We start from the raw sequence: 20,716 nt of genomic DNA, 5'->3' as shown, positions 1-20,716 counted from the left end.
ATTCATGTTGATGCGCGGGGGCAAAGTATGACCGCTCTGCCGCAACGCACGCTGATGGTGATGGCCGGCGGCACCGGGGGACACGTGTTCCCGGGGCTCGCGGTCGCGCACCTGATGCAGGCGTGGGGCTGGAAGGTCGTCTGGCTCGGCAACCCGGCCGGGATGGAAGCGACGCTAGTGCCGAAGCACGGCATCCCGATGGAATACGTGCGCTTCGGCGGTCTGCGCGGCAAGGGCATAAAAACCAGGCTGATGCTGCCGCTGAATCTGCTACGCGCCTGCATGCAAAGCTTGAGCGTGCTGCGTCGCGTGAAGCCTGACGTCGTGCTCGGCATGGGCGGCTACATCACGTTCCCCGCAGGTCTGATGACCGCGCTGAGCGGCCGGCCGCTGGTGCTGCATGAACAGAATTCGATTGCGGGTCTGGCGAACAAGGTGCTCGCCAAAGTCGCCAAACGCGTGCTGGTTGCGTTCCCGAACGCGCTGCCGCACGGCGAATGGACCGGAAACCCGATTCGTGCGGAACTTGCGCGCGCAATTGCACCCAAAGCACGCTACGCGCAGCGCAGCGGTCCATTGAATGTGCTGGTCGTTGGCGGCAGTCTGGGCGCGGCGGCATTGAATGAAGTGGTGCCGCGCGCGGTCGCGCTGCTCTCGCCGAACGAACGTCCGCGCATCGTGCATCAGGCGGGCGCCAAGCATATTGAAGCGCTGCGTGAGCACTATGCGTCAGCGGGTTTGCAAACCGCTGACGGTGAGCAACCCGACGTAGAACTCGTGCCGTTCATCGACGATATGACGAGCGCCTACGCGAAAGCAGATCTGGTGATCTGCCGTTCGGGCGCGATGACGGTGTCGGAGATTTCAGCGGTAGGGGTGGCGGCGTTTTTCGTGCCGTTCCCATTTGCAGTAGACGATCACCAAACAACTAATGCAGCGTTTCTCGCCGACAACGGCGGGGCGCTGGTCGTGCAGCAACGCGATCTGTCGGCGGACAAGCTCGCCGACTGGTTGCGCAGCCAGACGCGAGAGACCCTCGCGGAGATGGCGGAGCGTTCGCGCTCGCTCGCGAAACCCGACGCCACAGAACAGGTCGCACAGATTTGCGCGACCGTGGCCGGTTGGACCCCGAGCCCGAGCCTGGAAGGAAAGCAATGAAACACATCGTCAAACACATTCATTTTGTCGGCATCGGCGGTGTCGGCATGAGCGGCATCGCAGAGGTGCTGGTCAATCTCGGCTATCAGGTGAGCGGCTCGGATCTCACGAGCAACCCGGTTACCGATCGCCTCGCCGCGCTCGGCGCGCGAATCGCTATCGGCCACGCGGCGGAGAACATCGAGGGTGCGAATGCGGTGGTCGTCTCGACGGCCGTGCGCAGCGACAACCCGGAAGTGCTGGCGGCGCGTCATCGCCGGATTCCGATCGTGCCGCGCGCGGTGATGCTTGCGGAACTGATGCGCCTGAAGCAGGGCATCGCGATTGCCGGCACGCATGGCAAGACCACCACCACCTCGCTGGTGGCGAGCGTGCTGGCGGCGGGCGGCCTCGATCCGACTTTCGTGATCGGCGGCCGCTTGATCAGCGCGGGCGCGAATGCTCGTCTGGGTACGGGCGATTTCATCGTCGCCGAAGCGGACGAGTCGGATGCGTCGTTCCTGAATCTGTTCCCGGTTATCGAAGTCATCACGAACATCGACGCCGATCACATGGACACCTACGGCCACGACTTCGCGCGGCTCAAGCAGGCGTTCATCGAATTCACGCATCGGTTGCCGTTCTACGGTATCGCGGTCCTGTGCGTCGACGATCCGAACGTGAAGGAGATCCTGCCGTTCGTGTCGAAGCCGATCATCCGCTACGGCTTCGCGCCGGATGCGCAGGTGCGCGCGGTCAACGTCGAAGCACGCGGGGACAAGATGCATTTCACGGCAATGCGCGAAGACGCGCCGCCGATCGACATCGTGCTGAACCTGCCCGGCGAGCACAACGTGCAGAACGCTTTGGCCGCGATTGCAATTGCGACTGAACTTGAAGTGAAAGATGCCGATATCCAGCGAGCACTGGCGGACTTCAACGGCGTGGGCCGGCGCTTCCAGCGCTATGGCGAAGTGCCGGTTGTGTCAGAAGGGAAGGCCGCCGGCGCGTACACGCTGGTCGACGACTACGGCCATCACCCGGTCGAAATGGCGGCGACGGTGGCGGCGGCGCGCGGTGCGTTTCCGGGGCGGCGGCTGGTGCTGGCATTCCAGCCGCACCGCTTCACGCGCACGCGCGATTGCTTCGAAGATTTTGTGAAGGTGCTGTCGACGGTCGATGCACTTGTGCTGACCGAGGTCTATTCAGCGGGCGAGGCGCCGATCGTCGCCGCTGACGGTCGCGCGTTGGCGCGTGCGCTGCGCGTCGCGGGCAAAGTCGAGCCGGTGTTCGTCGATACGGTGGATGAAGTGCCGGACGCGCTCTCAGCAGTGGTGCGCGACGGCGATGTGGTGATCACGATGGGCGCGGGTTCGATCGGCGGTGTGCCGGGACGCCTCGCGCAGGAAACGAAGGTGTGAGATGAGCAGTATTAAATCGGACCAACTCGCAAAACAATTCGGCAAAGTGGCAGTGCTGCTCGGTGGCGATTCCGCCGAGCGCGAGGTGTCGCTCAATTCCGGCCGCCTCGTGCTGCAAGGTCTGCGCGACGCCGGTATCGACGCGCATCCGTTCGATCCGGCCGAGCGTCCGCTCGCCGCGTTGAAGGATGAAGGCTTCGTTCGCGCGTTCAACGCGCTGCATGGCGGCTACGGCGAAAACGGCCAGATTCAGGGCGCGCTCGATTTCTACGGCATCCGTTACACGGGTAGCGGCGTGCTCGGTTCGGCGCTCGGTCTCGACAAATTCCGCACCAAGCTCGTGTGGCAGCAACTCGGTATTCCGACGCCGTCGTTCGAAGCCGTGCTGCGTGGCGACGACTACGAATCACGCGCTAAAGAGATCGTCGCGAAGCTCGGTCTGCCGCTGTTCGTGAAGCCGGCCAGCGAAGGTTCGAGCGTCGCCGTGATCAAGGTGAAAAGTGCCGACGCATTGCCGGCGGCGCTGATCGAAGCGGTGAAGTACGACAAGATCGTCGTGGTCGAAAAGAGCATTGAAGGCGGTGGCGAATACACCGCGTGCATCGCCGGCGATCTGGATCTGCCGGTGATCCGCATCGTGCCGGCCGGCGAGTTCTACGACTACCACGCGAAGTACATCGCCAACGACACGCAGTACCTGATTCCGTGCGGCCTGGAACCGGACGAGGAAGCGCGTCTGAAAGTGCTGGCGCGCCGCGCATTCGACGTGCTCGGCTGCACCGATTGGGGCCGCGCCGATTTCATGCTCGACGCGCACGGCAATCCGTATTTTCTCGAAGTGAACACGGCGCCTGGGATGACCGATCACTCGCTGCCGCCGAAGGCGGCGCGTGCGGTGGGCATCAGCTACCAGGAACTGGTTGTCGGCGTGTTGGCGCTGACGCTGAAGGACTAACCGGGACAACCCGAAAGCAACACCATGTGGAACAACGTTCGCCAGCTCAATCTCGCCGCCAACGCATTGCATGCGTTGCTGGTGCTCGTGCTGCTGGCGGCGGGCGGTTACTGGCTGATCCAGCGCCCGAATTTCGCGCTGCGCGAAATCCAGATCGATGGAGACACCGAGCACATCAATTCGCCGACGGTGCGCGCCGGTGTAGTAGGGCGGTTGAAGGGCAACTTTTTTACGGTGGATCTCGACGTCGCACGGCAGGCGTTCGAGCAGATGCCGTGGGTGCGTCATGCGAGCGTGCGCCGCGTCTGGCCGAATGCACTAGCTGTCACGCTCGAAGAGTACAAACCGCTGGGGACGTGGGGCAGCGATCAGCTGGTCAGCGTCGACGGCGAGCTGTTCACCGCGAACCAGGGCGAGCTCGAAGAAGAGCTGCCTGCGTTCGACGGCCCGGACGGCACGGCAAAAGAAGTTGTTGCGCGTTATCGTGACTTCAGGAAGTGGTTTGCGCCGCTGGGCGCGACGCCGGATGAAGTGACACTGTCGCCGCGTTACGCGTGGACGGTGAAGCTGTCGAACGGCATGCAGGTGGAACTTGGGCGCGAACGCAATCAGGACACGCTGCTCGATCGCAGCAAGCGCCTGACCGCGGCGTGGAACGCGGTGACGCAACGTTGGGGAAAGGATATCGAGTATGCGGACTTGCGCTATCCGAACGGTTTCGCGATTCGTGCCGCTGGCATGCGCTTTATCAGCGAACCCGACAAGGGCAAGAAGTAAACGGACATCACACGCAATGAGCACGCTATGAGTAAAGACTATAAAGATCTGCTGGTCGCCCTCGACATTGGGACGGCGAAGGTGGTGGCCATCGTCGCCGAACTGAAAGGCGAAGGTCACTACGAGGTGATCGGACTCGGCCAGAGCGAGTCGAAGGGGCTCAAAAAAGGCGTGGTGGTGAACATCGAGGCCACCGTGCAGTCCATTCAGCGTGCGCTCGAAGAAGCCGAGCTGATGGCCGATTGCAAGATCACAAACGTATTTACCGGGATCGCCGGCAGCCATATCCGCAGCTTCAATTCGAGCGGCATGGTGGCGATCAAGGAGAAAGAAGTCACGCAGACAGATGTGGCGCGCGTGATCGAGACGGCCAAGGCGATCAACATCCCGACCGATCAGCAGGTGCTGCACATCCTGACGCAGGAATTCATCATCGACGGCCAGGAAGACGTGCGCGAGCCGATCGGCATGAGCGGCATCCGGCTGGAAGTGAAGGTGCACATCGTGACCGGCGCGGTGAGCGCGGCGCAGAACATCGTCAAGTGCGTGCGCCGTTGCGGGCTCGAAGTGAACGATTTGATCTTGCAGCCGCTGGCGTCGTCGCTGGCGGTGCTGACGGAAGACGAAAAGGAACTGGGCGTGGTGCTGGTCGATATCGGCGGCGGCACGACGGACATCGCGATTTTCAGCGAAGGCGCGATTCGCCACACGGCGGTGATTCCGATCGCCGGCGACCAGATCACCAGCGACATCGCGATGGCCTTGCGCACGCCGACGCCGGATGCGGAAGACATCAAGGTCGATTACGGCATCGCCAAGCAGGCGCTGGCCGATCCGGACGAGATGATCGAAGTGCCGGGGCTGGGCGAGCGCGGTCCGCGCACGCTGTCGCGCCAGGCGCTGGCGGCGGTGGTCGAACCGCGTGTCGAAGAACTGTTTTCGCTCGTGCAGCAAGTGGTGCGCGAGTCGGGTTACGAGGAACTGCTGAGCTCCGGCGTGGTGCTGACCGGCGGCGCGTCGATGATGCTCGGCATGGTCGAACTCGGCGAGGACATTTTCCTGAAGCCGGTGCGCATCGGCGTGCCGGAATACGCGGGCGGTCTTGCGGACGTGGTGCGTAACCCGCGTTACTCGACGGCGATGGGCTTGCTCGTCGAAGGGCGCTCGCAACGGATGCGCGGCCGCAAGGTCGCGGTGCAGTCGGGGTCGATGGGCCAGGTCTTCACGCGAATGAAAGACTGGTTCCTCGGCAACTTCTAACGAATTCGCTTTTGAACGGTTTTACGTAAACACGCGCTGGTGCCGGCGGCCGGCGCGCGACAGGGGGTTGCCCGATCTCCTGCCGAATAACGGCCGAGTGGCTGCAATTTTTTATCTTGACGGAGGCAACATGGAATTCCAGATGCTGGAAACCGAAACGAACGGCACCATCATCAAGGTGGTCGGAGTAGGTGGCGCTGGCGGCAATGCCGTTCAGCACATGATCAACAAAGGCGTGCAAGGCGTCGATTTCATCGTGATGAACACGGACGCCCAGGCACTGTCGCGTTCGCGCGCAACTGCGGTGATCCAGCTCGGCAATACGGGTCTTGGCGCTGGTGCCAAGCCGGAAATGGGCCGCGCGGCAGCAGAAGAAGCACGTGAACGCATCGCCGACGCGCTGCTCGGCGCGCACATGGTGTTCATCACCGCCGGCATGGGCGGCGGCACGGGTACGGGAGCCGCGCCCGTGGTCGCGCAGATCGCCAAGGAAATGGGTATCTTGACCGTTGGCGTGGTCAGCAAGCCGTTCGAATTCGAAGGCGGCAAGCGGATGCGCGTTGCAGAAGCTGGTTCGCAGCAACTGGAGGATCACGTCGACTCGCTGATCGTCGTTCTGAACGACAAGCTGTTCGAGGTGATGGGCGATGACGCCGAGATGGACAAGTGCTTCCAGTGCGCCGATGACGTTCTGAACAACGCAGTTGCCGGTATCGCCGAAATCATCAATGTCGACGGTCTGGTGAACGTCGACTTCGAAGACGTGAAGACGGTGATGGGCGAGCAAGGCAAGGCGATGATGGGCACGGCGACGGTCGCCGGCGTCGATCGCGCGCGTCTGGCCGCGGAGCAGGCTGTTGCCAGCCCGCTGCTGGAAGGTGTGGATCTGTCGGGCGCGCGTGGCGTGCTGGTCAACATCACGTCGAGCCGTTCGCTGCGTCTGTCGGAAACGCGCGAAGTGATGAACACCATCAAGAGCTATGCCGCAGAAGACGCTACGGTGATCTTCGGCGCGGTGTACGACGATGCAATGGGCGACGCGCTGCGCGTAACGGTCGTGGCAACGGGTCTGGGCCGTGCGGCGAAGAAGCAGCAATCGGCACCGATGACGCTGCTGCGCACCGGCACGGACAACCAGCCGATCAGCACGATGCAACACGCAGCGTACGCACCGTCGCACGCCAGTACGGCCGATTACGGCGCGCTGGATACGCCGGCTGTGTGGCGCACGTCGCGCGATACGGCGGCTTCGCACGTGCAGGCGCTGCAGGAAAAGGGCGTCGATACGTACGACATTCCGGCGTTCTTGCGCAAGCAGGCGGACTGAGCGCACGAGCAGGCTTTCGCTGCGGCGCTGCTTTTTAGCACCGGCAGACGAATGCACGAGCGTGGCGGGTGAACGGCGAACAGGCCGCGTATCGTCAGATTCGCGGCAAGGACAGGTGCCCTCTTCGGATTCGCGAAGCGGAATGGGCGACTGTCGCCGGATGGCGGGGTCTTCAATCGGACAACCGCTGCATTTCACTGCGACACGACAACGTGCGAGCGTGCTTCGCATCGATGCAAAGGACTGAGCATGATTCAGACAGGTGAAAGGCTGCCCGACGCGACGCTCTTCGAGTTCGTCGAAGACGCGCGTGCGGGCTGCACGATCGGGCCTAACAGCTTCGACGTGCGCGAGCAGACGGCGGGCAAGCGCGTGGTGATCTTCGGATTGCCGGGCGCGTTCACGCCGACCTGTTCGGCCAAACATGTACCGGGTTACGTCGAGCACGCCGAGCAGTTGCGCGCTCTTGGCATCGACGAGATCTGGTGCGTGTCCGTCAACGACGCGTTCGTAATGGGCGCGTGGGGACGCGATCAGCACGCCTCGGGCAAGGTGCGCATGATGGCGGACGGCAGTGCGGCTTTCACGAAGGCGCTCGGTCTAGAGCAGGATTTGTCGGCGCGCGGCATGGGGATCCGTTCCCAGCGCTACGCGATGGTGGTCGACGACGGCGTGGTCAAGACGTTGAGCGTCGAGGCTGCCGGCAAATTTGAAGTCAGCGATGCAGGGAGTATCCTCGCTACGTTGAGCTAGTTGCTGGGCGTCTGAAGCCTTCGCCCTGAGTTTGCGCGGTAAGCGCGTTGTAGCAGGGCAACGGATAATAAGACGCTTTTGTGACAGGCCGTTACGCGGGCCGATGACCGGGAACGCCTCCGTTCCGGACATCGGCCCGTCACGCTTTCCCTGACGAGTGCCCATCGAGTAATGCAGCGAAACAGATTGATACGTTCCGTGCAAAGACGCTCCTTAGGGTATTGGAGTATAATTCGCGCTATGGAATAAAAAGTCCCGATTGGGATTTTCAATCGAATAGAAGATCACCATGTTGAAGCAGCGCACTATCAAATCAATCGTCAAGACAGTCGGCATCGGCTTGCATTCCGGCCGCAAAGTCGACTTGACGCTCCGCCCGGCGGCGCCGGACACAGGCATCGTGTTTTCGCGCGTGGATTTGCCCACGCCGGTGGATATTCCCGCGTCGGCGATGGCGATTGGCGACACGCGTCTGGCTTCCGTGTTGCAGAAAGACGGCGCGCGGGTGTCGACGGTCGAGCATTTGATGTCCGCGTGCGCGGGTCTCGGCATCGACAATCTGTATGTCGATGTCACCGCCGAAGAAATCCCGATCATGGACGGTAGTGCAGGGTCTTTCGTGTTTCTGATTCAATCGGCCGGTATTGAAGAGCAGAACGCGGCGAAGAAATTCATTAAGGTCACCAAGCCGGTCGAAATCCGCGACGGCGACAAGTTCGCGCGGCTCGACCCGTATTTCGGTTTCAAGCTGAAATTCACGATCGATTTCCGTCACCCGGCTGTCGATAAAACCGGTCAGGCGCTGGAAGTGGACTTTGCCAATACGTCGTACGTGCGGGAAATTGCCCGTGCGCGCACGTTCGGCTTTGCACATGAAGTGGAAATGATGCGCGAACTGGGTTTGGCACGCGGCGGCAGCATGGATAATGCGATCGTGCTGGACGAATACCGCATTCTGAATAACGACGGCCTGCGTTACGACGACGAATTCGTAAAGCACAAGATGCTCGACGCGATCGGCGATCTGTACGTGGTCGGCCATCCGTTGCTGGCGTCGTACACGGCGTACAAGTCGGGCCACGGCCTGAACAACGCGCTGCTGCGCGAACTGCTGGCGCATGAAGATGCGTACGAAATCGTCACCTTCGACGACACGCAGAAGGCGCCTCGCGGCTTTGCGTACGAAACGCAGACGGCATTTGCATAACGTCGTCATGGCTTCGGATGAATTTTCCGCAGCGAATGGATGAAAAATAAGCGGCCCATCTGGGCCGCTTATTTTTTGTTCAGCGATTTCTCCGATGCCGCGCTGCCATTTTCGCCAGCGCCTCCTGCAACGGCGACGGCGCGAGCGATTCGGAAAGCGCGTGCAAGGCGTCCGCGCCAACGGGCGTCATGCGCGCCTGCTTGATGGGCGGCGGCTCCTTGGCTGGTTGAGGCCGCACGCGGATTCTCAGCGCATTGACTGGCCAGCCGCGCTGCTGCAGATCCGACAACAGCCGCGGTTCCATATGCCGCAGGCGCGCCGCCAGCGCGTTGTGTCCGGCAAACAGGGCCAGTACGCCTTCCTTGATGAAGCTCGGCTCGACGCTGGTTGCCAGATAATCGGGAAGCAACTCCCGCAGGTCCTTTTCGAGCGCGGCAATCTGTTCGACGCCCGCGCGCAGGGCCGCGAACGCGTCGGTGCGATTAAGCACTTCGGCGACGGGCTGCGGGCGGCGCGCGTTGAACTGCTTGGACGGCGGCCTTGAAAAGGACGGAAAACGGCTCATGTTTGATGATGACGGCGTGTTCGCGCCCAATGCGCGTTCACGTCGCGATTGTACCGCGCAGGATGCACGCGGGCCTGCCTCAATGCGTACCGTCAGACGGCGCTGCGGCGGGCTTCGGATGCGTTGCCGCCGTCGCGCTGCTGTCACAGGCGCGGGCGGGGGCGCGTGCTAAAATGCCCGATTCGAATTCACTCTTGGACTAAGCCGCCGAGGCACTTCCGACCCCGGAGCGCACGTGCACGAACTGCACGCCGCGAGCCCAGCCGAAGCCGCGACGCAGACACCGATCCGATGACCACCGGTTTTCTACAGAAGATTTTTGGCAGCCGCAACCAGCGGCTAGTCAAGCAATATCAAAAGACCGTCGCGGCGATCAATGCGCTCGAGCCGCAGATCGAGCAATTGACGGACGATCAACTGCGCGCGAAAACGGGTGAATTCCGCCAGCGCATCGCGAGCGGCGAGTCGCTCGACAAGCTCCTGCCGGAGGCCTTCGCGGTGTGCCGCGAGGCCAGCAAGCGGACGCTGAAAATGCGCCACTTCGACGTGCAGTTGATCGGCGGCATGGTCCTGCATTACGGCAAGATCGGCGAAATGCGCACCGGCGAAGGCAAGACGCTCGTCGCTACGCTGCCGGTCTACCTGAATGCGCTGTCCGGCCGCGGCGTGCACGTCGTGACGGTCAACGATTACCTCGCACAGCGCGACGCCGAATGGATGGGGCGTCTTTACAACTTCCTCGGTCTGTCGGTCGGCATCAATTTGTCGCAGATGGATCATGGCGCGAAGCAGGAAGCGTACGCCGCCGACATCACGTACGGCACCAACAACGAATTCGGCTTTGACTACCTGCGCGACAACATGGTCTACGAGACCGACGCGCGCGTGCAGCGGGCGTTGAATTTCGCGGTGGTCGACGAGGTCGACTCGATCCTGATTGACGAAGCTCGTACACCGCTGATCATTTCTGGCCAGGCAGAAGATCACACCGAACTCTACGTGCGGATGAACGCGCTGCCGCCGCTGCTCGAACGCCAGATCGGTGAAGAGAAGGCCGACGGCACCGGCGTCGAAAAACCGGGCGACTACACGCTGGACGAGAAAGGCCGCCAGGTGTTCCTGACGGAATCGGGTCACGAAAAGGCTGAGCGTCTGCTCGCCGAGTGGGGCCTGATCGGCGAGGGCGAAAGCCTGTACGCGCCACAGAACATCACACTGATGCACCACGTGTACGCCGCGCTGCGCGCACACACGCTGTTCTTCAAGGATCAGCACTATGTCGTGCAGAACGGCGAAGTGGTGATCGTCGATGAGTTTACCGGTCGTCTGATGTCGGGCCGCCGCTGGTCGGACGGCCTGCACCAGGCTGTCGAGGCGAAGGAACACGTCAAGATTCAGAGCGAGAACCAAACGCTCGCGTCGATCACGTTCCAGAACTACTTCCGTATGTACGCAAAGCTGTCCGGCATGACCGGCACGGCCGATACCGAAGCGTACGAATTCAACGAGATCTACGGTCTCGAAACGGTCGTGATCCCGACCAACCGTCCGCCGAAACGGATCGACAAGCAGGATCAGATCTACAAGACCGCGAAGGAACGCTACGACGCGGTGATCCGCGACATCCGCGATTGTCACGAGCGCGATCAGCCGGTGCTGGTCGGCACGACGTCGATCGAAAACTCCGAGTTGCTGTCGCATCTGCTGAAGCAGACGGGTTTGCCGCACGAAGTGCTGAACGCCAAGCAGCACGCGCGTGAAGCCGAGATCGTCGCCGAAGCGGGTCGTCCGAAGCGCATCACGATCGCCACCAACATGGCCGGTCGCGGTACCGACATCGTGCTCGGCGGCAACGCGGAAAAGCAGGCGTCTTTCATCGAACTCGATGAAACGATTCCTGCTGAAGAGAAGCAACGCCGCATCCAGAAACTGCATGACGAATGGCAAGCGCTGCATGATCAGGTGAAGGCCGCGGGCGGTCTGCACATCATCGGCACCGAGCGCCACGAATCGCGCCGGATCGACAACCAGTTGCGCGGCCGTGCCGGCCGTCAGGGCGACCCGGGTTCGTCGCGTTTCTATCTGTCTCTGGAAGATCCGCTGCTGCGCATCTTCGCCGGCGACCGCGTGCGCGCGATCATGGATCGCCTGAAGATGCCAGAAGGCGAAGCGATCGAAGCGGGCATCGTCTCGCGCTCGATCGAATCGGCGCAGCGCAAGGTCGAAGCACGCAACTTCGATATTCGCAAGCAATTGCTCGAATACGACGATGTGTCGAACGATCAGCGCAAGGTGATCTACCAGCAGCGCAATGAATTGCTCGAAGCGAATGACATCACTGAAACCATCGGCGCAATGCGTCATGGCGTGATCAGCGATGTCGTTCACCAGTTCGTGCCGGGCGGCAGCATTGAAGAGCAGTGGGACGTGCCCGAACTGGAGGAAGTGCTGCGCAACGAATGGCAGCTCGACCTCGCGATTCAGGAAATGATCAACGAGTCGAACTCGATCAGCGCGGACGAAATTCGCGAAGCGGTGCAGGCCGCCGCGGACGAAGCATACGAATCGAAGGTCGAGCAGGTCGGCCGCGAATCGTTCAGCGCGTTCGAGCGCTCGATCATGCTGCAAACGCTGGACCGCAGCTGGCGCGAGCATCTGGCGGCGCTCGATCACCTGCGGCAGGGCATCCATCTACGCGGTTATGCGCAGAAGAATCCGAAGCAGGAATACAAGCGCGAGGCGTTCGAACTGTTCGCCGCGATGCTCGACGCTGTGAAGCTGGAAGTCACCCGCGTGGTGATGAACGTGCAGATCCAGTCGCCGGAACAGCTGGAGCAGGCTGCCGAGCAGTACGAAGAGCAGGGCAGCCACCTCGAAAACGTCGAGTTCCGTCACGCCGAATTTGCCGAAGCGGCAGCAGCAGCGCCTGCCGCTGTGGAAGCCGCCACCGCCGCGATGATCGGCGACGCGATGAGCCACGGCTCGTCGCATGCCGCCGCGTCGGATGTCGGCACGGAGAACGTGCCGAAGGTCGGCCGCAACGACCCGTGCCCGTGCGGTAGCGGCAAGAAGTACAAGCAGTGCCACGGCAAGATCGCGTAAAGGCGAAGGCGGCGCGCTTCATGCGCGCCGCGTCGTTTTTCGCGGTGCTTTGCTGGTGATTTCGCGGTGGTTCGGCAGCACGCCCGAGCCATCAGTTTCCGTTTCCCTCGATGCCGGCGCTCTGCCGGCATTTTCTTCGACAGGTCGCGACCATGGCTGTCAATTTTCCCTCGATCGATCCCGCTCAACTCCATCCCGTCGCCGGCGTTACGCTAGGCTGGGCGGAGGCGAACATCCGCAAACCGAACCGCAAGGACGTGCTGGTCATTTCCGTCGATGAAGGCGCGACGGTAGGCGGGGTGTTCACGCAGAACCGTTTTTGCGCAGCGCCCGTCACGGTGTGCCGCGAGAATCTTGAGCGCGCGCGCGCGGGCGGCAAGCCGATTCGCGCGCTGGTAATCAACACCGGTAACGCGAACGCGGGTACGGGCGAACCGGGGCTCGCGCATGCACGCGAAACCTGCGCGGAACTTGCGCGTCTCGTCGACATCGCGCCGGAGCAGGTGCTGCCGTTTTCGACGGGCGTAATTCTGGAACCGCTGCCGGTCGACCGTCTGAAGGCGGGTTTGCCGGCTGCACTGGCGAACCGCAAAGCGGCTCACTGGTACGACGCCGCGCAGGCGATCATGACCACGGATACGCTGCCCAAAGCCACTTCGCGCCAGGTCACGATCGACGGCCATACGGTGACGCTCACCGGCATCAGCAAGGGCGCCGGCATGATCAAGCCGAACATGGCGACCATGCTCGGCTTCCTCGCGTTCGACGCCGCCGTGGCGCAACCCGTGCTCGACGCGCTGGTCAAGCACGTCGCGGATCGCTCGTTCAACTGCATCACGATCGACGGCGATACGTCGACCAACGATTCTTTCATCCTGATCGCGTCGGGCAAATCGAGCCTGCCGGCGATCACGTCCACCGATTCGCCCGCTTATGCAGCGCTGCGCGATGTGGTGACCGAAGTCGCCCAGACCCTCGCACAACTGATCGTGCGCGACGGCGAAGGCGCGACCAAATTCATGACGGTGCACGTGGAAGGCGGTTCGAGCGTCGCCGAATGCCGCCAGATCGCGTACGCGATCGGCCATTCGCCGCTCGTGAAAACGGCGTTCTATGCATCGGACCCGAATCTCGGCCGCATTCTCGCGGCTATCGGCTATGCCGGCGTGGACGATCTCGACGTCGGCAAGATCGATCTGTATCTGGACGACGTGCTGGTCGCGACGGCCGGCGGCCGCAATCCGGCCTACCGTGAAGAAGACGGCCAGCACGTCATGAAAAAGAGCGAGATCGGCATTCGCGTCGTGCTCGGTCGCGGCAATGCGCAAGCCACGATCTGGACTTGCGATCTGTCGCACGACTACGTGAGTATCAACGCCGACTATCGTTCGTAACCAGGTTCATCACGCGGCGCCTTGCCGCTTACTCACAGCCATGGACAAACTCGAACAGTTTCTGACCCGTGCCGAAGCCGTGCTCGGCCGTCTGGAAGCGATGCTTCCGCCCGCCGAGCCGGATATCGACTGGTCAGCCGCGGTCGCTTTTCGCTGGCGCAAGCGCCAGGGGCGCGGCTACCTGCAGCCGGTGCCCGCCATCTCGGCGATCACGCTCGACGACCTGCAAAACATCGATCGCCAGAAAGGACTGATCGAGCAGAACACGCGTCAATTCGTGCACAAGCAACCGGCCAACAACGTGTTGCTGACGGGCGCGCGCGGCACCGGCAAGTCGTCGCTGATCAAGGCTTGCCTGAACGCGTATGCGAAAGACGGCTTACGTCTGATCGAAGTGGATAAAGACGACCTGCACGATCTCGGCGACATCGTCGACCTGATCGCGCAACGGCCGGAGCGCTTCGTCGTGTTTTGTGACGACTTGTCGTTCGAAGACGGCGAGTCGGGCTACAAGGCGCTCAAAGTTGCGCTCGACGGCTCGATCGCGGCGCAGTCGGACAACGTGCTGATCTATGCAACGTCGAACCGCCGCCATCTGCTGCCCGAGTACATGAGCGACAACGAAACGTACAAGCACATGGCCGATGGCGAGATCCATCCGGGCGAACTGGTCGAAGAAAAGATCTCGTTGTCCGAGCGTTTCGGGCTGTGGGTCAGCTTCTATCCGTTCAAGCAGGACGACTACCTGTCGATCATCGGCCATTGGCTGCGGCATTTCGGCTGCGACGACGCGGAAGTCGACGCCGCGCGCGGCGATGCGCTGGTGTGGGCGCTGGAACGCGGTTCGCGCTCCGGGCGCGTCGCGTGGCAGTTCGCCCGCGACTGGTCGGGCCGGAAGAGCCAGGCATGAGCGACGCGCAGAAGAATGCCGCTGGGCGGCCAGTGACGGAAGTCGCCGTCGGCGTGCTGATTCAGCCGGACGGGCGCTATTTGTTGGCCCAGCGCCCGGCTGGCAAGCCGTACGAAGGTTATTGGGAGTTTCCGGGCGGCAAGCTGGAGGTGGGCGAGTCGGTCGAGGCGGCGCTCGCTCGCGAGTTGCACGAGGAATTGGGGATCGACGTCAAGGCGAGTCACCTGTGGCACACGCTCGAACACGATTACCCGCATGCCTATGTGCGGCTGTTTTTCTGCAAGGTGACGGACTGGACCGGCGAGCTGCACGGGCGTGAGGGGCAGGCGTTTGTCTGGCAGGCATTGCCCGCGGATGTTGCGCCGCTGTTGCCGGCGACGATTCCGGTGCTGGAGTGGCTCGCGGCTGAGAAAAACTAGAAAGAACGGCGCGCGGTGGCGGGCGCTGCGCTTGCAGCGTCGGCCCGCGCGTTCATACATACGGCTGGTGCGCGTCTAGTGCGGGTTGTAATCGCCACTCGGCGAATCATCCGGCGGCGCTTCTTCGTCCGTGCCGCCGATCTTGTACTTCTCGGCGGCCCAGGCGCCGAGGTCGATCTGCTTGCAACGGTCGGAGCAGAAGGGACGGAAGCGGTTTTCAGGGGTCCAGCGGACATCCTTTCCGCAGGTGGGGCATTTGACGACAGTAGGCATACGGTCAGGCAGTTAATCGCAAACGGAACATGTCTCGAATATAGGGGCGTTTCCCGCTGCTTTAAAGGCGCGGCCCCTCAGTGCGGTTTTACACGGCGAACGTTACAGAACGTTACAAGCTGCATAAGGTGAGCTGGAACGGCACGTCGACATCCACCGCACGCGGGCGCAAATCGCCGTCCTGCACGGTAAAGCGTACCCACAGCATGTACTTGTTGGCGCTTGCCTCGGGGATCACACGCAATTCGGGTGCCACCCGTACCTGCATCAATTGATAAGAACGGCCTGACAGCATTTGCTGATAGCTGCCCTGCATCGCCATCACCTTGGACGCTTGACCGGATTCGCGCGCGAGACGCAAGACGATCGTGGCTGCGTCGCGCAGCGGCAGCAAGGGCGTCACCCACTTGGCGATGTCCTGGCGGCGCTGATCGGGATGGATCTGCTGCCAGGCATAGTAGGAGGGCAAATCGAATTTGCAGGTGCCGCCCGGGATGATCGCGCGGCTGCGGATGCTGGCGAGCCATTCGTTATCTGCAAGATGCTGGCCGGTTTTGCCCTGCATCTGCGACAGCCCCGCCAGAGTCTGCTCGATTTCGCCGAGAACAGCTTCGAGCGCGTTCTGCTCGATGCCAGGATTGCCACGGAACGGCGCCAGCGTCTGTCGTTGCCGCTCGAGTTCCTTCATCAGATCCGACTTCAGATCCGCGCGACCCGCGACCTCAGAGATTTCGAACAACGTGGTCAGTGCGACGTGATGTTCCCTGGCATCTTCCTGAGTCAGAAAGAACGTGAAGCGCTCGAACAGATCTTCGAGGCGCAAAAGCGTCCGGATTCGCTCGTTGAAGGGATACTCGTAAAGGATCAAGCGGGCTCGCCTCGGGCGTGGTCGGTGACGGGAATGCAGAACATTCTAATGCCGTGAGGCTACCCTAGCAATCACGCACTTTTTCAGTGCGCTTTTGCAACTTTTTTTGCGTGTTTCAGGCGGTTTTCCGCGTGCTTCGGCTCTCTCGTCGCTGCAAAGTTCAGTGGTTCGCGCGGATACGTTTCCGTCACGTGCCCGTCGCGTGACGCTCACGCGAGCGCATGGCCGCTCATGCGCCTGCGAGCGACAAATACATACGATGTTGCGCGTCGACCTGCGCCGTGAGCGCATCGAGCGGCGCGTCGTCGTTGTCGATCACGTCGTCGGCTGCGGCGAGGCGCGCTTCGCGCGTGGCCTGCCGGGCGATGATTGCCAGTACCTGTTCACGGCTGAACGCGTTGCGGCGCATCACGCGCGAGATTTGCGTCTCGACGCTGCAATCGACCGTCAGCACGCGGTTCACACGGGTTTTCCAGCTACCCGACTCGACCAGCAGCGGGACGACCACGATTACGTACGGTCCGCGCGCCTTGCGCTGCTCGCGCTCGGTCTCCGCGCGAATCAACGGATGCGTGATGCCTTCGAGGCGCTTGCGCGCGCCGTCGTCGCTGAACACCAGGGTGCGCATGCGGGCGCGGTCGAGCGAGCCGTCTGCCGCAACGAACGAGTTGCCGAACTCGGCGGCGATCTGCGGCATTGCAATGCCTTGCGGCGCGGTGATGCGATGTGCGATCAGGTCCGTGTCGACGAGCGGCACGCCGTGCGCGGCGAACAGATCCGCCACGGTCGATTTGCCGCTGCCGATGCCGCCGGTCAATCCCACAGCAAACATGCTTCAGCCTCCTAAAGCCAGATAAAGCGGCGTGCCGAGAAACAGCGTAACAACACCGCCCGCCGCCAGAAACGGCCCGAACGGCAGGGGTTCTTCGAAGCGCATGCGTCCGCGCCACGTCGCCGCGAGACCGACCACCGCGCCGGCGACCGCCGCGATCAGTACGATTTGCGGCAGCGCGGCCCAGCCGAGCCATGCACCGAGCGCGGCCAGCAGTTTGAAATCACCATAACCCATGCCTTCGACACCGCGCACCAGCCGGAACAGCCAGTGCACCGCCCATAGCACCAGATAGCCGAAGATCGTGCCCAGCACGGCATCGTGCAGGCTCGCGAACATGCCGTTGAAGTTGACGATCAGGCCTGCCCACAAGAGCGGCAGTGTCATTGAGTCCGGCAGCAGGTGGGTATCGATGTCGATCGCGCTCATCGCCAGCAACGCGGCGCACAGGCCGAAGGCGGCGAGCGCCATGCCGGTCGGTCCGTACAGCGTGAGCGCGCCTGCCGCACAGGCAGCGCTGGCGATTTCGAGCAACGGGTAGCGCAGGCTCACGCGCGTCTTGCATGCGGAGCAGCGCCCGCGCAGCATCAGATAGCTCAGCAGCGGCAGGTTCTCCCAGGCGCTCAGCACATGGCCGCAGTGCGGGCACGCGCTACGCGGTACCCACAAGTTGTAGCGCGCGGGCAGGCCGTCGTCTTCGAGTGGTTTCCCGGTGGCCTCGCTGACTTCCTCGCGCCATGCACGCTCGAGCATGATCGGCACGCGATGCACGACGACGTTGAGGAAGCTGCCGATCACGAGGCCGAACACGATCGCGAACGCGATCTGCAGGCCGGCAGGCAAGCTGCCGAACGCGAGGCCGAGACCTGCGGCGAAGTGGCCGGGCAGCAAGCCCGACAGCACGCTGGAAGAAGTTTCTGACACGAGCGGAAGGGTCGCCTGCATAACGAAAGAGTTGGATTCGGCTGCGATGCTACACCACGTTGCCGAGTTGAATAATGGGAAGATACATTGCGATCACAAGGCCGCCGACCAGCGTACCCAGCACGATGATGACGAGCGGCTCGCACAAACTCGACAGCGTGCCGATCTTTTCGTCTACCTGACGATCGGCGAGCGAAGCTACGTCGATCAGCATCGTATCGAGCGCGCCGGACTCCTCGGCAACCGCCACCGGCTGGACCACCTCCGGCGGAAAGCAGTGCGCGGCGCGCATCGCCGCGGCGAGTCGTTCGCCGCGCCGCAGCCGCGCGGCAATTTCCACGGTCGCGCGGTCGAAGAATGCATTGCCGGTGGCGTGTGTCAAGGAATCGAATGCGTCGGCGAGAGGCGTGCCGGCCGACAGCAGCGTGCCCAACGCGCGGCTCCAGCGTGCTGCGCACAACGTGCCCAGCAGCGGGCCGGCGACCGGCATTATCAGCGATAGGCGGCCGAAGGAGATGCGCGCCGCTTCGGAACGTCGTAGCAGAAACGTCATAGCCCAGGCCACGGCGAAGATCATGACGATCACGGGCACGCTCCAGCGTGCGGCGGCGGACGACAGCGCCAGCACGAACTGCGTCGGTGCCGGCAGTTTCGCGCCGAAACCGTCGAAGATCTGTTTGAAAGTTGGGACAACCCATATCAGCAACGCTGCGGTAATCGCAATCGCAAGCAACAGGATGGCCACCGGATAGGTTAGCGCCGCCCGCACCTTGGCACGCTGCGCGGCGGCGCGTTCGCGGTCGTCGGCGAGCCGGGCGAGAACCGTTGCCAATGCGCCGGCCGCTTCGCCGACCTCGACGAGCTGGCAATACAGCGCATTGAACTGCGCCGGATGCCGCTGTAACGCCGCCGAAAACCGCAGGCCACCGGTGATGTCACGCGCCAGCGCGCCGACGATCCGCGGCATGCCGGGCTGGCGCGAACTCTGCGTTTGGGCAAGAAGGTCGAGCGCAGGCGCGAGGGACAAACCGGCGCGTAGCAGACTGGCAAGCTGGCGGGTGAATATCGTGACGTCAACGGCGCGAGTTGTGGGACGCGGCGCCGGCCCGCGCGCCGTCAGTTTGACGACGAACAGATTATCGCGCTTGAGCATCGCTCGCGCGGCGCTGACATCCGCTGCAATGAGCGCGCCGTTCTTTTGTACGCCGTCGGCGTCGACACCGCGCCATCTGAAGCGCAAATCGGCTGCTGCGGGCTGAGGATGTGTGGCTGTGCTCATGCGACCTCGGTAGCGGCAAGTGCTTCGGCGAGGCTCGTGGTGCCGTCGCGCACCCGGGCCAGTGCCGCGTCGCGCAACGTGGCCACCCGTTCGGTTTGAGCGAGACGTGCAAGCTCGTGCGTGCCCGCGCTCGCCACAATCAGCTCACGCATCGCATCGGAGACGGGCATCACCTGGTGAACCCCGACGCGGCCCCGGTAGCCGATGCCGTGGCAGGCCGCGCATCCGGTGGCGGCATACGGTTGCCAGCCGTCGAGTTGGTCGTCGGCAAAGCCCGCTGCTCGCAGCGCCGCAGCCGATTGCGGCGCCGGTGCGCGTGCGCGGCACGCTGTGCAAAGCCGCCGCACCAGCCGCTGCGCCGTTACCATTCGCAACGCGGCGGCGAGGTTGTACGGTTCGACGCCGATGTCGATCAGACGCGCGACAGCAGCGGGGGCGTCGTTCGTATGCAAGGTGGACAGCACCAGGTGGCCGGTTTGCGCGGCCTTCACGGCGACGTCGGCGGTTTCGTCGTCGCGGATCTCACCGACCATGATCACGTCCGGGTCCTGACGCAGAAACGCGCGCAACGCCACTGCGAAGGTCAGCCCGGCCTTTTCGCGCACGCTGACCTGATTGATGCCGGCCAGCTGGATTTCGGCCGGATCCTCGACCGAACACAGATTGCGCGCCTCGTCGTTGAGCAGTTGCAGAAAGCAATACAGGGACAGAGTTTTGCCGCTGCCGGTCGGGCCGGTGACGAGCACGAGGCCGTGCGGCGCGCGGATCGCCGCATCCACAGCTTCGCGCTGTTGCGGGTCGAGGCCGAGCGAGTCGAGCGAAAGATCGGTGGGCAGCGCGTCGAGCCTGCGTAACACCAGCTTTTCGCCGAACAGTGTAGGCAGTGAGTTGACGCGATAGTCTTCGGTCCGGCCGGGCGACGTGGCGATACGCAGCCGGCCGTCCTGCGGGACCCGCCGCTCGGCGATGTCCATACGCGCCAGCACCTTCACGCGCGTGATGAACGCGTCGCGCAGATGTGCCGGTGGCGAAGGGATCTCGTGCAGCACGCCGTCGATCCGCAAACGTACGCGCCAGCCATGCTCCGCCGGTTCGATGTGCAGGTCGGAAGCGCTGCGGCGAGTTGCTTCCTGCAGCGTGTCTGTCAGCAGCCGAACAGCAGGGGCGTTGTCAGGATCGGCGAGGCTTGCAGCGGCGTTGGTCGCGAACGCGTTGGGTTTCGGTTTGGCCGCGGCTTCGCTATCGAAAGCGATGGGCCGCAACGCCTGCGCCGCCGGTTGAAAAGATGCTTGCATGGGAGACCGGTGATGAGC

19 protein-coding genes are annotated in these 20,716 nt (G+C 63.0%); 12 read left to right on the top strand and 7 right to left on the bottom strand.

Going from position 1 to position 20,716, the window contains the following annotated elements; all coding sequences use genetic code 11:
* Positions 1-27: 27 nt before the first annotated feature.
* The 8 genes from murG (at position 28) to lpxC (ending at position 8,837) form a co-directional block, all read left to right on the top strand.
* A complete protein-coding gene (murG, locus tag AC3WOG_RS18385; protein WP_492579292.1) occupies positions 28-1,158 on the top strand; it encodes an undecaprenyldiphospho-muramoylpentapeptide beta-N-acetylglucosaminyltransferase in 1,131 nt (376 codons plus the stop codon).
* Positions 1,155-2,558, top strand: coding sequence for a UDP-N-acetylmuramate--L-alanine ligase (murC, locus tag AC3WOG_RS18380; RefSeq protein WP_492579291.1), 1,404 nt, complete (start codon positions 1,155-1,157; stop codon positions 2,556-2,558). The genes murG and murC overlap by 4 nt, the downstream gene beginning before the upstream one ends.
* A 1-nt stretch (position 2,559) precedes the next feature.
* Positions 2,560-3,513: a D-alanine--D-alanine ligase gene (locus AC3WOG_RS18375; RefSeq protein ID WP_492579290.1), complete on the top strand. Its 954-nt coding sequence runs from the start codon at positions 2,560-2,562 to the stop codon at positions 3,511-3,513.
* A 24-nt stretch (positions 3,514-3,537) separates the two neighbouring features.
* A complete protein-coding gene (locus AC3WOG_RS18370) occupies positions 3,538-4,290 on the top strand; it encodes a cell division protein FtsQ/DivIB (RefSeq protein WP_341314224.1) in 753 nt (250 codons plus the stop codon).
* Positions 4,291-4,317: 27 nt separating this feature from the next.
* Positions 4,318-5,550, top strand: a complete 1,233-nt coding sequence (ftsA, locus tag AC3WOG_RS18365; protein ID WP_341314225.1) for a cell division protein FtsA — start codon at positions 4,318-4,320, stop codon at positions 5,548-5,550.
* Between the two features lie 130 nt (positions 5,551-5,680).
* Positions 5,681-6,877 (top strand): cell division protein FtsZ, encoded by a 1,197-nt coding sequence (gene ftsZ, locus AC3WOG_RS18360; protein WP_064269249.1) that lies wholly within the window; start codon positions 5,681-5,683, stop codon positions 6,875-6,877.
* A gap of 249 nt (positions 6,878-7,126) precedes the next feature.
* The gene (locus AC3WOG_RS18355) at positions 7,127-7,630 is read left to right on the top strand and encodes a peroxiredoxin (protein WP_492579289.1); all 504 of its coding nucleotides are present in this window, start codon (positions 7,127-7,129) and stop codon (positions 7,628-7,630) included.
* A 289-nt stretch (positions 7,631-7,919) separates the two neighbouring features.
* On the top strand, positions 7,920-8,837 hold the full coding sequence (gene lpxC / locus AC3WOG_RS18350; RefSeq protein WP_085487919.1) for a UDP-3-O-acyl-N-acetylglucosamine deacetylase: 918 nt from the start codon (positions 7,920-7,922) through the stop codon (positions 8,835-8,837).
* Positions 8,838-8,916: 79 nt separating this feature from the next.
* On the opposite strand, the gene AC3WOG_RS18345 is transcribed toward lpxC, so the two are convergent.
* Positions 8,917-9,402, bottom strand: coding sequence for a DciA family protein (locus AC3WOG_RS18345; RefSeq protein WP_492579836.1), 486 nt, complete (start codon positions 9,400-9,402; stop codon positions 8,917-8,919).
* Positions 9,403-9,693: 291 nt separating this feature from the next.
* Here AC3WOG_RS18345 and secA point away from each other — a divergent pair, with 291 nt between their 5' ends.
* The 4 genes from secA to AC3WOG_RS18325 all read left to right on the top strand — a co-directional run bounded on the left by secA (position 9,694) and on the right by AC3WOG_RS18325 (position 15,227).
* Positions 9,694-12,504, top strand: a complete 2,811-nt coding sequence (gene secA / locus AC3WOG_RS18340) for a preprotein translocase subunit SecA (protein WP_492579288.1) — start codon at positions 9,694-9,696, stop codon at positions 12,502-12,504.
* A gap of 152 nt (positions 12,505-12,656) precedes the next feature.
* Positions 12,657-13,898, top strand: a complete 1,242-nt coding sequence (argJ, locus tag AC3WOG_RS18335) for a bifunctional glutamate N-acetyltransferase/amino-acid acetyltransferase ArgJ (protein ID WP_492579287.1) — start codon at positions 12,657-12,659, stop codon at positions 13,896-13,898.
* Between the two features lie 40 nt (positions 13,899-13,938).
* Complete coding sequence (locus AC3WOG_RS18330; RefSeq protein ID WP_492579286.1) at positions 13,939-14,808, top strand: ATP-binding protein; 870 nt, start codon at positions 13,939-13,941, stop codon at positions 14,806-14,808.
* A complete protein-coding gene (locus tag AC3WOG_RS18325; RefSeq protein ID WP_492579285.1) occupies positions 14,805-15,227 on the top strand; it encodes an NUDIX domain-containing protein in 423 nt (140 codons plus the stop codon). The genes AC3WOG_RS18330 and AC3WOG_RS18325 overlap by 4 nt, the downstream gene beginning before the upstream one ends.
* A gap of 75 nt (positions 15,228-15,302) precedes the next feature.
* Here the strand turns inward: AC3WOG_RS18325 and yacG are convergent, their stop codons facing one another.
* The 6 genes from yacG to AC3WOG_RS18295 form a co-directional block, all read right to left on the bottom strand.
* Positions 15,303-15,500: a DNA gyrase inhibitor YacG gene (gene yacG / locus AC3WOG_RS18320; protein WP_492579284.1), complete on the bottom strand. Its 198-nt coding sequence runs from the start codon at positions 15,498-15,500 to the stop codon at positions 15,303-15,305.
* A gap of 112 nt (positions 15,501-15,612) precedes the next feature.
* Positions 15,613-16,368 (bottom strand): cell division protein ZapD, encoded by a 756-nt coding sequence (gene zapD, locus AC3WOG_RS18315; protein WP_091798841.1) that lies wholly within the window; start codon positions 16,366-16,368, stop codon positions 15,613-15,615.
* Between the two features lie 229 nt (positions 16,369-16,597).
* Positions 16,598-17,200, bottom strand: coding sequence for a dephospho-CoA kinase (gene coaE / locus AC3WOG_RS18310; protein ID WP_492579283.1), 603 nt, complete (start codon positions 17,198-17,200; stop codon positions 16,598-16,600).
* Between the two features lie 3 nt (positions 17,201-17,203).
* Positions 17,204-18,145, bottom strand: coding sequence for a prepilin peptidase (locus AC3WOG_RS18305; RefSeq protein ID WP_492579282.1), 942 nt, complete (start codon positions 18,143-18,145; stop codon positions 17,204-17,206).
* Between the two features lie 28 nt (positions 18,146-18,173).
* Positions 18,174-19,403: a type II secretion system F family protein gene (locus AC3WOG_RS18300; RefSeq protein ID WP_492579280.1), complete on the bottom strand. Its 1,230-nt coding sequence runs from the start codon at positions 19,401-19,403 to the stop codon at positions 18,174-18,176.
* On the bottom strand, positions 19,400-20,698 hold the full coding sequence (locus AC3WOG_RS18295) for a GspE/PulE family protein (RefSeq protein WP_492579278.1): 1,299 nt from the start codon (positions 20,696-20,698) through the stop codon (positions 19,400-19,402). The genes AC3WOG_RS18300 and AC3WOG_RS18295 overlap by 4 nt, the downstream gene beginning before the upstream one ends.
* Positions 20,699-20,716 lie beyond the last annotated feature (18 nt).

The organism is Paraburkholderia sp. FW306-02-B, assembly GCF_058782725.1.
The sequence above is the reverse complement of the archived record's forward strand: the minus strand, read 5'-3'. Positions and strand labels throughout refer to the sequence as shown.

Excerpts from the sequence above, each read along its gene's own strand:
- lpxC (WP_085487919.1), top strand. The coding sequence starts at position 7,920 with ATGTTGAAGCAGCGCACTATCAAATCAATCGTCAAGACAGTCGGCATC.
- murC (WP_492579291.1), top strand. The coding sequence starts at position 1,155 with ATGAAACACATCGTCAAACACATTCATTTTGTCGGCATCGGCGGTGTC.
- AC3WOG_RS18330 (WP_492579286.1), top strand. The coding sequence starts at position 13,939 with ATGGACAAACTCGAACAGTTTCTGACCCGTGCCGAAGCCGTGCTCGGC.
- ftsA (WP_341314225.1), top strand. The coding sequence starts at position 4,318 with ATGAGTAAAGACTATAAAGATCTGCTGGTCGCCCTCGACATTGGGACG.
- secA (WP_492579288.1), top strand. The coding sequence starts at position 9,694 with ATGACCACCGGTTTTCTACAGAAGATTTTTGGCAGCCGCAACCAGCGG.
- AC3WOG_RS18295 (WP_492579278.1), bottom strand. The coding sequence starts at position 20,698 with ATGCAAGCATCTTTTCAACCGGCGGCGCAGGCGTTGCGGCCCATCGCT.
- AC3WOG_RS18305 (WP_492579282.1), bottom strand. The coding sequence starts at position 18,145 with ATGCAGGCGACCCTTCCGCTCGTGTCAGAAACTTCTTCCAGCGTGCTG.
- yacG (WP_492579284.1), bottom strand. The coding sequence starts at position 15,500 with ATGCCTACTGTCGTCAAATGCCCCACCTGCGGAAAGGATGTCCGCTGG.
- AC3WOG_RS18345 (WP_492579836.1), bottom strand. The coding sequence starts at position 9,402 with ATGAGCCGTTTTCCGTCCTTTTCAAGGCCGCCGTCCAAGCAGTTCAAC.
- murG (WP_492579292.1), top strand. The coding sequence starts at position 28 with ATGACCGCTCTGCCGCAACGCACGCTGATGGTGATGGCCGGCGGCACC.
- AC3WOG_RS18300 (WP_492579280.1), bottom strand. The coding sequence starts at position 19,403 with ATGAGCACAGCCACACATCCTCAGCCCGCAGCAGCCGATTTGCGCTTC.
- AC3WOG_RS18355 (WP_492579289.1), top strand. The coding sequence starts at position 7,127 with ATGATTCAGACAGGTGAAAGGCTGCCCGACGCGACGCTCTTCGAGTTC.
- AC3WOG_RS18325 (WP_492579285.1), top strand. The coding sequence starts at position 14,805 with ATGAGCGACGCGCAGAAGAATGCCGCTGGGCGGCCAGTGACGGAAGTC.
- coaE (WP_492579283.1), bottom strand. The coding sequence starts at position 17,200 with ATGTTTGCTGTGGGATTGACCGGCGGCATCGGCAGCGGCAAATCGACC.
- argJ (WP_492579287.1), top strand. The coding sequence starts at position 12,657 with ATGGCTGTCAATTTTCCCTCGATCGATCCCGCTCAACTCCATCCCGTC.
- AC3WOG_RS18370 (WP_341314224.1), top strand. The coding sequence starts at position 3,538 with ATGTGGAACAACGTTCGCCAGCTCAATCTCGCCGCCAACGCATTGCAT.
- ftsZ (WP_064269249.1), top strand. The coding sequence starts at position 5,681 with ATGGAATTCCAGATGCTGGAAACCGAAACGAACGGCACCATCATCAAG.
- AC3WOG_RS18375 (WP_492579290.1), top strand. The coding sequence starts at position 2,560 with ATGAGCAGTATTAAATCGGACCAACTCGCAAAACAATTCGGCAAAGTG.